Raw genomic sequence first — 14,024 nt, 5'->3', positions numbered from 1 at the left:
AACAATCAAATACATATATATGAAAACAATTAAAAAAGTCCTTTTTACGACAGCAATTGCTTCTTTAGCTTTTGTGGCGTGTAAAGATGATAAAAAAGAAGAAAGATCTGCTGGAATCGTTTTAGAAAACATGGATACTTCTGTAAAACCAACAGACGATTTCTTTAGACACGTAAATGGAGCATGGCTGGATAAAACAGAAATTCCAGATGACCAAACTTCTTGGGGAGGTTTTAACCAACTTCGTAAAAAAACAGATGCAGACGTTTTAGAAATTTTAAATCAAGCAATTGAAGAAAAAGATTTCCCAAAAGTAAAAGATGCTCAGGGAAATGAAATTGATTCCGATCAAGAAAAAGCAGTAAATTATTACCAAACAATAATGGATACTGTTGCAAGAAATAAACAAGGTAAAGCACCAGTTATGCCTTTCTTAGCAAAAGTAGATGAAATTAAAACAAAGAAAGACGTAGAAAACTACATTACAAATATGGCTCCTTATGGTGGTGGAGGTTTTTATGGTTTTGGCGTTTTTAACGATTTAAAAAACAGTAGCGAATATGCTGGTTATTTAAGTGGTGGTGGTCTTGGTTTATCTAGAGATTATTATGTAGATGCAAAAGTGGCAGATAAATTGGCAAAATATCAGGAATTTGTAGCTAAAATGTTACAAGAATTTGGTGATGAGGTAGCAACAGCTAAAAAGAATGCTGCTACAATCGTTGCTTTTGAAAAAAGTTTGGCAGAACCAATGATGACCAAAGAAGAAAGTAGAGATACTCGTAGAATGTACAACCCAATGTCTGTTGAAGAATTACAAAAATTAGCTCCAGCAATCGATTGGAAAGCACATTTAACAGGAATTGGAGTAGCAGATTTAGACAGAGTAATTGTTACAGATCCAAAATATTTTAAAGCAATGAACGATATTTTTCAAAATCGTTCTGTCGAAGATATTAAATTATTATTACGTTGGAATACCATTAATAGTTCTTTAAGTTCTTTATCTACAGATTTAGAAACTGCAAATTGGGAATTTTATGCAAAAGAAATGCGTGGTGCTAAAAAACAACGTGCAAGAGACGAGCGTGCTTTAGGAAACTTAAATGGCGCAATTGGAGAAGCTTTAGGAAAGTTATATGTAGAAAAAATGTTTCCACCAGAAGCAAAAAAGAAAGCAGAAGAAATGATTGACAATGTAATGTTAGGTTTCGAAGCTAGAATTGCACAATTACCTTGGATGAGTGAAGTTACTAAAGAAAAAGCATTAGAAAAACTACACAAATTAACCGTTAAAATTGCCTATCCAGATGTTTGGAAAGATTATTCTAAATTGCAAGTGAAAGGATTAGATGAAGGTGGTTCTTATTTCGAAAATGCAATTAATGTTACCAAATGGAACTATAATAAAAATATGGCGAAATTAGGAAAAGAAGTAGACAGAACAGAATGGGGTATGTCTCCACAAACAGTAAATGCATACTTTAATCCTGTAAATAATGAAATTGTTTTTCCTGCAGCAATTTTACAACCTCCTTTTTACGATTATAAAGCAGATGAAGCTGTAAATTATGGTGGAATAGGAGCTGTTATTGGTCATGAAATTTCTCATAGTTTCGACGATTCTGGTGCTCGTTTCGATGGAGATGGAAATCTAAAAAACTGGTGGACAGATGAAGATTCAGAAAAATTTGGGGTAATAGGAAAGAAATTAGTAAAACAATATTCAGATATTATTGCAATCGATTCTATGCACTTAAATGGTGAATATACTTTGGGAGAAAATATTGGAGATTTAGGTGGAGTTCAAGCTGCTTACGAAGGTTTACAAATCTTTTTAAACAAGAATGGAAGACCAGGGAAAATAGATGGTTATACTCCAGAACAACGTTTCTTTATGTCTTGGGGAACTATTTGGAGAACCAAAATGCGTGATGAAGCTCTTAAAAACTTGATTATGACAAATACACATGCTCCAGGAATGTACAGAGCTTATATGCCTCTTAAAAACGTAGATGCTTTTTATGATGCTTTCGATGTAAAAGAAGGAGATAAAATGTACTTAAAACCAGAAGAAAGAGTAAGAATCTGGTAGCTACATAATTTCTTATGGTATAATTTTCTTTATGAGATTTGTACTAATAAATATTTAAAACCGATGCGAAAGTATCGGTTTTTTTTATTTGTAAAGTTTGGTTGTTCTAGAAAAATTGTAAGGCTTTAATAATTCTATTTTTGTATACAAACAAAAGAGAATTTAAATAAACCAAAAAAAGGTAGCGATATAAAATCACTACCTTTAAATTATTTATACTTTAACGCCATTACAAGACGTAACATTAATAGCATAATTTAGTCAATTTCAGAAACTCTTAATGTATTAACCATACCTTTTGCTTCTACTGGCATAGATGTAAGGTTAATCATTAAATCGCCTTCTTGAACATATCCTTTTTCTTTCGATATTTTATTAATATCTACAACAGTATCATCTGTGCTTAAATTTTTATCATAATAAAAAGCTTTTACTCCCCAAAGTAAATTTAGTTTTCCTAAAATTCTTCTCTCAGATGAAAATGCTAATATTTTAGATTGTGGTCTCCAAGCAGAAATTTGAAATGCTGTATAACCACTATTTGTTAATGTAGAAATTGCTGTAGCTTCAATATCATTTGCCATTAATGCTGCATGATGACAAACGGCTTTTGTAATAAATCTGTTCGTTCTAATATGTGGAGCTGCATGTGGAACTTTAATTAATTCCGAATTTTCTACACTTACTATAATTTCTCTCATTTTTTGGATCACTCGTAAAGGATGTTTCCCTACAGAAGTTTCTCCAGAAAGCATTACTGCATCTGCACCATCCATAATTGAGTTCGCAACATCGTTAACCTCTGCTCTTGTTGGCACAGAGTTATCGATCATTGTTTCCATCATTTGGGTTGCAATAATTACAGGAATTCTTGCTTTTTTAGCTCTTTCAACTAACATTTTCTGAATCAATGGAACTTCTTGCATTGGAATTTCTACTCCTAAATCTCCACGTGCAACCATTAATCCATCACAATAAGGTATTAAAGAATCTATATTTTCTACAGCTTCTGGCTTTTCGATTTTTGCAATTACAGGAACTCTATAATCGGAATGTTCGTCGATTAAATCACGCAACATTCTTAAATCTTCTGGTGTTCTTACGAAAGATAGCGCCATCCAATCTACATTTAAGCTCAATGCAAAAACGGCATCTTCCATATCTTTTTTAGTTAAAGCTGGTAAAGAAATGGCTGTATTAGGTAAGTTTACTCCTTTTTTAGATTTTAAAGCTCCCCCAACAATTGTTTTTACAACAACTTCTGTGTCTTTGTCTGTCGATACAACTTCAAATAATAATTTACCATCATCTACCAAAATTTGTTCTCCAACTTTTACGTCTTTTGGAAAACGTTGGTAAGTCATGTATGCTTTTTTATTAGTTCCAATGCATTTTTCTGTAGTAAACGTAAAAAGATCTCCGTCATTTAAAATAACATCTTCTTCCATTACTCCAACACGTAATTTAGGACCTTGTAAATCTGCTAAAATAGCAACGTTAAATCCGTTTTCTTCGTTAATTTCTCGAATTCTCTTTACGTTTTGCTTTACATTCTCGTAATCTGCATGTGAGAAATTAATTCTAAAGACATTTACACCTGCAACAGCTAAGTCTTTAAGCATTTCTTTTGTATCAGTAGCAGGGCCTAGGGTTGCTACTATTTTTGTTTTCTTGTATTGTTTCATTCTTAAAATATTAAAAAGTCTTTTGACTTTAGTGTGTTCTTATCTATTGAATAGGATGTTATTATCTGTTCAATACCTTTAATCTTATTTACAGTTTCTGAAACGTAATCATACCCAACTTCACCAGAAATTTTAATAAAAAAGTCGACCTTTTTCTTTTCTGGAATTAAATATGTTTTCGTTTCTGTAGTTAATAATAATTCGTTTGGTTCGGTTTGATTTTCTCTTTTAAAGCTATTTGCAATTAAAAACCACTCAAAGTCATATTTTTTGCTTGAGAAATTATAGATAGAAAACGATCCTTTTTTTTTATCGCTTTCGAATTCTAAATCTTTTGGCGATTTAGATAAACGCGTACTTAAATTTTTATTTAACAAATATGCCAGCTTGTAATCTTCTAATGCTGTATGAATACCAATTAAAGAATATTCTTCTTCACAGAAATCATCTAAACCTAAAGCATGAATTTGCATAAATTGTAAATTTACTTTGCGCTTAATATTGTGCTAAATTACTAATTGTTTATGAGTTTTCGGGCTTATTTTAACGAAAACGATATCGCTTTAGTCTAATGAAATTTGATCTTGAAAAGCAAAATACACCCTTTTGGAAGCTTGTTCTTCTGCTTTTTTCTTAGAAGTAGCTCTTCCTTTTGCAATCTGTTCTCCATCGATACTTATTTTTACACTAAAGTGTTTTACAAGCTCGTTTCCAGAATCTTCATACGTATCGAAAATATATTTTTTTTTCTGCTTTTGGCACCATTCTATAATTACACCTTTATAACTTGTAATTTTACCTTCTAGTTTTTCGATATCTACATAAGGTACTATTACATTTTCGTATATAAATTTTTGACAAAAGTTATAACCTTTATCTAAATAAATAGCTCCAATTAGCGCTTCAAAAATATTGCCATGAATATTGTCGCCAACATTTGCTTGATCGATATTACTATCTACAAATTTTATTAAGTTTAGGTCTTTTCCAAGTTCATTTAAATGTTCTCTACTAACTATTTTAGAACGCATTTGCGTTAAATAGCCTTCTGTACCTTCTGGAACTTTTTTGTATAAATAAGAAGCGATTACAGATCCTAAAATAGAATCTCCAAGAAATTCTAAACGTTCGTAATTAATAGGATTTCCATAACTATCTAATTTTTGTACGGACCTATGTGTGAAAGCTTTTTTATATCTTTCTATTTTCTTTGGAGAAAAATTTAGTAGTTTTTTTAGTTCGTGAAATAATTCTGAGTCTTCTTCTTTGTGAGATTGGACTATTTTACGAAATAAATTCATAGATTATTCATCTAATTTCTTGAAAGCAACACATGCATTATGACCTCCAAAACCAAAAGTGTTACTCATGGCCACTTTAATATCTCTCTTTTGAGCTTTATTAAGTGTTAAGTTTAACTCTGGATTAATGTTTTCGTCTACTGTTGTATGATTTATTGTTGGTGGCACAATACCATGTTTCATTGCTAATATTGCAGCAATTGATTCTACAGCTCCTGCAGCACCCAATAAATGACCTGTCATAGATTTTGTAGAATTAATATTGATATTCTTTGCATGATCTCCAAATACAGCCGAAATTGCTTTCAATTCTGCAACATCTCCAAGTGGAGTTGAAGTCCCATGAGTATTAATATGATCTACATCTTCTGGTTTTATACCAGAATTTTCTAAACAGTTTTTCATTACAGCTATTACCCCAATTCCTTCTGGATGTGGTGCAGTAATGTGGTAAGCATCAGAAGACATTCCTCCTCCAATTACTTCTGCATAAATTTTTGCGCCTCTTGCTTTGGCGTATTCGTATTCTTCTAATACAATTGCTCCTGCTCCTTCTCCTAAAACAAAGCCCTCTCTGTTTGCGTCAAATGGTCTTGATGCAGTTTCTGGACTATCGTTTCTTGTTGATAAAGCTTGCATAGAACTAAATCCACCAACTCCTGCAATAGCAACAGCCGCTTCAGAACCTCCAGTTACAATAACATCGCAATAACCTAATCTTATATAGTTTAAAGCATCTATCATCGCGTTTGCGGATGAAGCACATGCTGAAACTGTTGTATAATTAGGTCCCATAAAACCATGTTTAATGGAAATATGACCTGGTGCAATGTCTGCAATCATTTTTGGAATAAAGAAAGGATTAAATTTTGGAGTACCATCTCCAGCAGCATAGTCTAAAACTTCATTCTGTAAAGTTTCTAAACCACCTATTCCTGCTCCCCAAATTACACCAACTCGCAATTTATTAATGGTATCTAAATCTAAATTCGCATCTGCAATTGCTTCATCTGAAGCAACCATTGCATATTGCGTAAATTTATCCATTTTACGAGCATCCTTTCGATTGATGAAATCTGTAGCTTCAAAGTTTTTAACTTCACAAGCAAAACGAGTCTTGGACTTGGAAGCATCAAAATGCGTTATAGGCGCAGCTCCGCTAACTCCGTTAACTAAAGCGTTCCAATATTCTTCAATATTATTTCCTATGGGCGTTAATGCTCCAAGTCCAGTTACTACTACTCGTTTTAATTGCATATACTATAAAATATTACTTTTTTGCTTCTTCAATATAGCTTACTGCTTGACCTACTGTACCGATGTTTTCAGCTTGGTCGTCTGGAATTTGAATATCGAATTCCTTTTCGAATTCCATAATTAACTCAACAGTATCCAAAGAATCTGCTCCTAAATCGTTTGTGAAGCTAGCTTCTGTTGTTACTTCGTTATCGTCAACGCCTAATTTGTCTACGATAATCGCTTTTACTCTTGATGCAATGTCTGACATAATTTTTTAATTTTAAATTTTAAATCGGGGCAAAAATACAAATCTTATTAATTATATCTAATTTTTGTCCGAAAAATGATTACTAAATGTAAAGAAAATTTTTTAATCTTCACAAAAATAATCGGTTTGTTAATAATTATTCCTTTTTTTGTAGCTTAGAAATATAGTTATGAAGCGTATTGTTATTTTTGCATCTGGTTCTGGTTCGAACGCAGAAAACATTATCAGGTTTTTTAATCACACTAAAACCGCTAAGGTTACTAAAGTGTTGTGTAACAATGAACATGCCAAAGTTTTTGAGAGGTGTAAAAACCTAAATATTAGCTGTTTATATTTTAATAGAGAACAGTTTACTAAGTCGGATTTTGTATTAAATATCTTAAAAGAAGAGGCAGACTTGGTAATTCTTGCCGGTTTTTTATGGAAAATTCCAGCTACTATTATTGATGCTTTTCCTAAAAAAATTATTAACATTCATCCTGCGTTATTGCCAAAATATGGTGGAAAAGGAATGTATGGAATGCATGTTCATAAAGCTGTAAAAGAGAATAAAGAATGGGAAACTGGCATTACAATTCACTATGTAAATGCAAATTACGACGAAGGTGCCATTATTTTTCAAGCAAAAACGGCGTTAAATGATGCAGATACTCCTGAAACAATCGCAGGAAAAATTCATGTTTTGGAGCAAACCTATTTTCCAAAGGTAATTGAAGAGGTAATTTTAACTACAAATGAGTAAAAAAAAGTTTTATGTTGTTTGGAATGGACGTAAAAAAGGAATTTACACGTCTTGGAACGTATGCAAAAAACAAATTGACGGTTTTGAAGGTGCGCAATACAAATCTTTCGCCAGTTTAGATGAGGCTGAAATTGCTTTTTCTAAAAAATATGAAGATTATAAAGGTAAAAATACTACAAAATCAATTTTATCTACTTCCGAAAAAGCTAAATATGGCGCACCAAATTTAGAAAGTATCTCTGTGGACGCTGCTTGTTCTGGAAATCCTGGAAAGATGGAATATAGAGGTGTACTTACTCATAATAAACAAGAAATTTTTAGAAAAGGTCCTTATAAAAAAGGAACAAATAATATAGGAGAGTTTTTAGCTTTGGTACATGGAATTGCACTTTTAAAGAGTAAAAACAAAGAAGACTTGCCAATTTATTCCGATTCTAAAATTGCTATGAATTGGGTAAAACAGAAACGTTGTAAAACAAATATTACTTTCGATGCTTCTAATAAAGACTTATTAGAATTAATAAAAAGAGCAGAAAAATGGCTGAAAGAAAACACGGTTAAAAATCCAATTTTAAAATGGGAAACAAAAGCTTGGGGAGAAATTCCTGCGGATTTTGGGAGAAAGTAAGTAATAAAAAAAGCCTGATAAAATTATCAGGCTTTTCGAATATATTTTAATTTTTTTTCTTAAACTGAAGCTTTCATTAACTCTCTGTTCATTCTTGCGATGTTTTCTAAAGAAATTCCTTTTGGGCATTCTACTTCACATGCACCTGTATTTGTACAGTTTCCAAAACCTTCTAAATCCATCTGTGCAACCATGTTTCTAACTCTGTCTGCAGCTTCTACTTGTCCTTGTGGTAATAAAGCATATTGAGATACTTTTGCACCCACAAATAACATTGCAGAACTGTTTTTACACGTTGCAACACAAGCTCCACATCCAATACAAGTTGCAGCATCCATTGCTTCGTCTGCAGCATGTTTAGAAATAGGAATTGAATTTGCGTCTTGCGTGTTTCCAGAGGTATTTACAGAAATATAACCACCTGCATGTTGTATTCTATCAAAAGAACTTCTATCTACTACTAAATCTTTTAATACAGGAAAAGCAGCTGCTCTAAATGGTTCGATTGTAATTGTATCGCCATCTTTAAACATTCTCATGTGCAATTGACAAGTGGTCACACCTCTGTCTGGCCCATGTGCTTCTCCATTAATGTACATAGAACACATTCCGCAAATTCCTTCTCTACAATCGTGATCGAAGGCAACTGGCTCTTCACCAGAATTTACTAACTGTTCATTTAAAACATCCATCATTTCTAAAAAAGACATATGTTCTGAAATTTCAGTCACTTTATAATCAACCATCTGACCTTTTGAACTTGCGTCCTTTTGTCTCCAAATTTTTAAAGTTAAATTCATTTTGTCTTTTATTTATATGAACGTTGTTTTAATTCAATATCGTTAAACTCTAATTCTTCTTTATGTAAAACTGCATCTGCAGGTTCTCCTTTATATTCCCAAGCAGCAACAAATGCAAAATCTTCATCATTACGTTTTGCTTCTCCTTTTTGAGGACCATCTAATTCTGCAGATTCTTCTCTAAAGTGACCTCCACAAGATTCTTCTCTCATTAAAGCATCTTTTGCGAACAATTCTCCTAACTCCAAGAAATCTGCTACACGTCCTGCTTTTTCTAATTCAGGATTCATTTCATTAGCAGTTCCAGGAACAGAAACTTCTTTCCAAAACTCTTCACGAATTGCTTTAATTTCTGCCATTGCTTCTTTTAGACCAGTTGCATTTCGAGACATTCCTGCTTTATCCCACATTACTTTTCCTAATTTCTTGTGAAAATAATCTACTGATTTTGTTCCTTTATTATTCACGAAGAAATTAATTCTTTCTGAAACTTCTTTTTCAGCAGCTTCAAATTCTGGAGTATCTGTAGAAATTTTTCCAGTTCTAATATCTCCAGATAAATAATCTCCAATGGTATATGGCAACACAAAATAACCATCTGCTAAACCTTGCATTAATGCAGAGGCTCCTAATCTGTTTGCTCCATGATCAGAGAAATTTGCTTCTCCAATACAATAACATCCAGGAATAGTTGTCATTAAATTATAATCTACCCAAACACCACCCATTGTGTAGTGTACTGCAGGATAAATCATCATTGGTGTTTTATATGGATCTTGATCTACAATTTTCTCGTACATCTGGAATAAGTTTCCATATTTCGCTTCAACAATTGCTTGCCCTAATTCGTATATTTTTGCATCAGAAGGATTCTTAATATTATGAATCTTCGCTTGCTCAATTCCATATCTTGTAATTGCAGATTTAAAATCTAAATACACAGCTTCTCCTGTTGTATTTACTCCAAAACCAGCATCACAACGTTCTTTTGCTGCTCTAGATGCAACATCACGTGGAACTAAGTTACCAAATGCAGGATATCTTCTTTCTAAATAATAATCTCTTTCTTCTTCAGACAAATCAGTAGGTTTTTTACGACCTTCTCTAATTGCCATTACATCTTCCATTTTCTTTGGAACCCAAATTCGTCCGTCATTTCTTAAAGACTCAGACATTAACGTTAATTTAGATTGATAATCCCCAGAACGTGGAATACAAGTTGGGTGAATTTGCGTGTAACAAGGGTTTGCAAAATGCGCTCCTTTTTTGTGGATTTTCCATCCAGCAGTTACATTTGAACCCATTGCGTTTGTAGATAAGAAATATACATTTCCATAACCTCCAGAAGCGATTACAACTGCGTGTGCAGAATGTCTTTCGATTTCTCCTGTGATTAAGTTTCTTGCAATAATTCCTCTTGCTTTTCCATCTACAACTACAACATCTAACATTTCATGACGATTGAACATTTCAATCTTTCCACGAGCAATTTGTCTGTTCATTGCAGAATATGCACCTAATAATAGTTGCTGACCAGTTTGCCCTTTTGCATAAAAAGTTCTAGAAACTAAAACTCCACCAAAAGAACGGTTATCTAACAAGCCACCATAATCACGTGCGAAAGGAACTCCTTGCGCCACACATTGGTCGATAATATTTGCAGAAACCTCTGCCAAACGATAAACGTTTGCTTCACGAGAACGATAATCTCCACCTTTTACAGTGTCGTAAAACAGTCTGTATGTAGAATCTCCATCTCCTTGATAGTTTTTTGCTGCATTAATTCCTCCTTGTGCCGCAATAGAATGCGCTCTTCTTGGAGAATCTTGATAAGCAAATGCTTTTACATTGTAGCCTAATTCTGCTAAAGTTGCAGAAGCAGAACCACCTGCTAAACCTGTACCTACAACAATAACATCTATATGACGTTTGTTGGCAGGATTTACCAAATCTATATGATTTTTATAATCTGTCCATTTATCTTTAATTGGACCCTTTGGTACTTTTGAATCTAAAGCCATAATTATATAAGATTAATGGTTAAAGTGATGATATAAAGCAATAAAAATAAATCCTGCTGGAACTATAATTGCATATGCTTTACCTAAATTATCTAATTTTTTTCTTAATGAAGCTGCTCCTACAGATTGAAATGCCGAAGTAAAACCATGTGCTAAATGCATACCTAAAAAGACAAATGCAACAACATACGCTCCAACTCTAAGTGGGCTAACGAATTTATGAACCAATTCTTCATAATAACGAAAACCATCTACGCCAGCAATGGTTCCAGACCAATCGCCTTGTATAAATTTTGTGTTGATTTCTGGAAACCAAAAATCGATAAAATGTAAAATGATAAAAGCCAAAATTGTAATTCCGGTCCAAATCATGTTTCTGCTCATCCAAGATGAATTAGCAGCACCGTTATTTTTTGCATAAGAAACATTTCTTGCTCTAGAATTTTTCAATTCTAAAATGAAACCCATTATAAAGTGAAAAACGACCGCAAAAATTAAAACAGGTTGTAATGCAAATTGTACCAGAGGATTTGTTCCCATAAAATGCGAAACTTCATTAAAAGTATCTGGGCTAAAAACCGATAAAATATTAATTGCTAAATGCTGAAGTAAGAAGAACATCAGAAAGAACGCTGAAAGCGCCATTGCTACTTTTCTTCCAATTGAAGATTTGAAAAATCCGCTCATTGTGTAAGTTTAATTAAATTTTAACAACAAAAATACGGCGAAACAAATACCAAAGCAAAGAAATTACAACGTTTTCGTTTGTATTTAGAATTGTTTTAAATAAAGAAAACGTATTCTAATATTATTTTAAAAAATAAAGGAGTAATTCTATTTAATTAAAAATCAATTTAAAAAAGTAATATAATTTTGTAAACAATTTTGCTACAACAATTTTCTTAGGCAGATTGAATGTTACCAGCTTCTTCTACTGGAACACAACCATTATAAAATCCTGGTGTTGTATTGTAAGTTAAAATTTCTTTTCCCACTTCTTCTGATGTGTAATAACCAAAAAGCGTATACTGTCTAATAAACATTAAATAACTATACATAAAATAAGTATCTTTATTTTCTGTAGAAACTTGTTTGCTTTCTAGTAGTTTAAAAATTTGTGTTTGTTTTTCTGAAGGGATTTTAAAATATTTGTTTAACATTTTTAAAAAATCACTTTTTGTCCCTTCATAAATTTCTTTTGCAAAAGTTTCTTTAAACGATTTTTTAAAAAGAACAGCACCTTTATTAAATTTTTCTTGTTCTTCTTTGGTAGCAACCTTTTTTAAAACTAAATCTATAAATTGTGGCACTTTAACATCTAAAGCTCCAATGGTTTTAGATGCTGGTAAAATAAGGTCTGCTAAATTAGATACTACAAAAAAACCTTCTTCCGTTAAAAACGGATAGACCAATTTCGTGTCATTTTCTGTCTTACAAGAACTAAGTAATTGCATAAGCATAGGTGTAGCAATAATACTACCTAAACCAAATGTTAGTATTTTTAGTGATTCTCTTCTTTTCATACTTTAAAATTTCTTAGCTTTTAATTGCTCAACTGCATGATGAGCTGCTCTCGCAGTTAATGCCATATAAGTTAAAGAGGGGTTTTGATATGGAGAAGAACTCATACAAGCACCATCCGTTACATAAACATTAGGTACTGCATGTACTTGATTGTTTTTGTTAAGTACAGATGTTTTTGGATCATGCCCCATTCTTGCTGTTCCCATTTCATGGATTGCATTTCCTGGAAAACACGGATTGTCATAGCCTTTTACATTTTTAAAACCTGCAGCTTTCATCATATTTATAGCTTCTTGCTGAATGTCTTTTCGCATTTCTTTTTCATTCTCTTTAAATTCACAATCAAAAGTAACGGTTGGCAATCCCCATTCGTTTAATTTCTCGTAATTTAAAGTTATTTTGTTTTCATGATAGGGCAAGCACTCTCCAAAAGCAGTCATTCCTATTTTCCATGGCCCAGGTTTAAATAATTCTTCTTTTAAATCTTCACCAAAACTCATTTCTTTAATAGCTCTGCTCCATTTTGTTCTACTTGCACTTCCTTGAAATCCAAAACCACGTAAATATTTTTGTTTGGTTTTGGCATCTCCTAAATTTCTAAATCTAGGAATATGAAAACTCGCAGGTCTTTTACCTGTATAATATTTATCGTCAAAGCCTTCTACTAAAGCTGTTGCACCAACTTGAAAATGATGATCCATTAAATTATGCCCCAATTCTCCAGAATCATTTCCTAAACCGTTTGGAAATCTTTTTGAAGTTGAATTTAAAAGAATTGCAGCACTAGCTACTGTTGAAGCACAACAAAAAATAATTTTAGCAGAAAACTGCATTTTTTCATGGGTAATTGCATCAATCACTTCAACTCCGGTTGCTAATTTTTTAGTATCGTCATAAATAATTTTACTTACAATAGAATTGGCTCTTAAGGTCATGTTTCCACTTCTATTTGCAGCAGGTAAAGTAGTTGAATTACTACTAAAATACGCTCCATAAGGACAACCTCTCATACAACGATTTCTATGTAAACATTTACCTCTACCTTCATAAATTTTATCTCCAGTTATATTCGCAAACCTTCCAATAGTTAAATGTCTATTATTATAAGTTTCGTGAAGTTTATTTCTGAATTCAGTTTCCACACAGTTTAAATCCATTGGTGGTGTAAAAACACCATCTGGTAATTGTGGTAAATTTAATTTTTCTGCACTTACACCAATATAAGCTTCAACTTTATCGTACCAAGGTGCTATATCTTTGTATCTAATTGGCCAATCTACAGCAATACCTTCTTTTTTATTTGCTTCAAAATCTAAATCACTTAAACGTAAAACTTGTCTTCCCCACATTATAGACCTACCTCCAACATGGTAACCACGAAGCCAATCGAATCTTTTTTCTTCGTTGTAAGGATGTTTAATGTCGTTTACAAACCAATGTCTAGAAACTTCACTTGTGGTATAACCAGAACGTGCCTGTTTTTCTTGCGTTTTAGGTTGATCTGAGGCTGTTAATCCACGATTCTCAAAATCCCAGGTATCCATATCCATTGTAGGGTAATCTTCTACATGTTTAATCATTCTACCCCTTTCTAACACCAATACCTTTAAACCTTGTTCACTTAATTCCTTGGCAGCCCAACCACCAGAAACTCCAGTACCTATAACAATAGCATCGTACATTTCTTCATTACTTTTGTTGTTCATTCTAAACAATAAAAT

Annotated in this window: 13 protein-coding genes; 3 read left to right on the top strand and 10 right to left on the bottom strand. The window is 32.6% G+C overall.

Annotated elements, in window-relative coordinates; translation table 11 throughout:
• Positions 1–19 precede the first annotated feature (19 nt).
• Entirely contained in the window at positions 20–2,095 is a 2,076-nt protein-coding gene (locus tag H9I45_RS11120) for a M13 family metallopeptidase (RefSeq protein WP_088352597.1), read from the top strand.
• 257 nt (positions 2,096–2,352) lie between these two features.
• On the opposite strand, the gene pyk is transcribed toward H9I45_RS11120, so the two are convergent.
• The 5 genes from pyk to H9I45_RS11095 all read right to left on the bottom strand — a co-directional run bounded on the left by pyk (position 2,353) and on the right by H9I45_RS11095 (position 6,588).
• A complete protein-coding gene (gene pyk, locus H9I45_RS11115) occupies positions 2,353–3,780 on the bottom strand; it encodes a pyruvate kinase (protein WP_088352596.1) in 1,428 nt (475 codons plus the stop codon).
• 2 nt (positions 3,781–3,782) lie between these two features.
• Positions 3,783–4,253, bottom strand: a complete 471-nt coding sequence (locus tag H9I45_RS11110; protein WP_088352595.1) for an IPExxxVDY family protein — start codon at positions 4,251–4,253, stop codon at positions 3,783–3,785.
• A gap of 90 nt (positions 4,254–4,343) precedes the next feature.
• A complete protein-coding gene (gene rnc, locus H9I45_RS11105) occupies positions 4,344–5,081 on the bottom strand; it encodes a ribonuclease III (RefSeq protein WP_088352593.1) in 738 nt (245 codons plus the stop codon).
• Between the two features lie 3 nt (positions 5,082–5,084).
• On the bottom strand, positions 5,085–6,338 hold the full coding sequence (gene fabF, locus H9I45_RS11100; RefSeq protein ID WP_088352592.1) for a beta-ketoacyl-ACP synthase II: 1,254 nt from the start codon (positions 6,336–6,338) through the stop codon (positions 5,085–5,087).
• 13 nt (positions 6,339–6,351) lie between these two features.
• Positions 6,352–6,588, bottom strand: a complete 237-nt coding sequence (locus H9I45_RS11095) for an acyl carrier protein (RefSeq protein ID WP_004569249.1) — start codon at positions 6,586–6,588, stop codon at positions 6,352–6,354.
• Between the two features lie 169 nt (positions 6,589–6,757).
• Here H9I45_RS11095 and purN point away from each other — a divergent pair, with 169 nt between their 5' ends.
• Complete coding sequence (purN, locus tag H9I45_RS11090) at positions 6,758–7,330, top strand: phosphoribosylglycinamide formyltransferase (RefSeq protein WP_088352591.1); 573 nt, start codon at positions 6,758–6,760, stop codon at positions 7,328–7,330.
• Positions 7,323–7,958, top strand: a complete 636-nt coding sequence (locus H9I45_RS11085) for a ribonuclease H1 domain-containing protein (protein WP_088352590.1) — start codon at positions 7,323–7,325, stop codon at positions 7,956–7,958. Before purN ends, H9I45_RS11085 begins: the two co-directional genes overlap by 8 nt.
• A gap of 59 nt (positions 7,959–8,017) precedes the next feature.
• On the opposite strand, the gene H9I45_RS11080 is transcribed toward H9I45_RS11085, so the two are convergent.
• The 5 genes from H9I45_RS11080 to H9I45_RS11060 all read right to left on the bottom strand — a co-directional run bounded on the left by H9I45_RS11080 (position 8,018) and on the right by H9I45_RS11060 (position 14,009).
• A complete protein-coding gene (locus H9I45_RS11080) occupies positions 8,018–8,758 on the bottom strand; it encodes a succinate dehydrogenase/fumarate reductase iron-sulfur subunit (protein WP_088352589.1) in 741 nt (246 codons plus the stop codon).
• A gap of 8 nt (positions 8,759–8,766) precedes the next feature.
• Complete coding sequence (locus tag H9I45_RS11075) at positions 8,767–10,779, bottom strand: fumarate reductase/succinate dehydrogenase flavoprotein subunit (RefSeq protein WP_088352588.1); 2,013 nt, start codon at positions 10,777–10,779, stop codon at positions 8,767–8,769.
• A gap of 12 nt (positions 10,780–10,791) precedes the next feature.
• Complete coding sequence (locus H9I45_RS11070) at positions 10,792–11,466, bottom strand: succinate dehydrogenase cytochrome b subunit (RefSeq protein ID WP_088352587.1); 675 nt, start codon at positions 11,464–11,466, stop codon at positions 10,792–10,794.
• A gap of 215 nt (positions 11,467–11,681) precedes the next feature.
• A complete protein-coding gene (locus tag H9I45_RS11065) occupies positions 11,682–12,302 on the bottom strand; it encodes a gluconate 2-dehydrogenase subunit 3 family protein (RefSeq protein WP_088352586.1) in 621 nt (206 codons plus the stop codon).
• A 3-nt stretch (positions 12,303–12,305) separates the two neighbouring features.
• Positions 12,306–14,009, bottom strand: a complete 1,704-nt coding sequence (locus tag H9I45_RS11060) for a GMC oxidoreductase (RefSeq protein ID WP_228454872.1) — start codon at positions 14,007–14,009, stop codon at positions 12,306–12,308.
• Positions 14,010–14,024: the final 15 nt, after the last annotated feature.

Origin of the sequence: Polaribacter haliotis, assembly GCF_014784055.1 — a bacterium.
Lineage (GTDB): Bacteria > Bacteroidota > Bacteroidia > Flavobacteriales > Flavobacteriaceae > Polaribacter > Polaribacter haliotis.
Note: the sequence above shows the minus strand (reverse complement) of the source record. Positions and strands in the feature narration are given on the sequence as shown.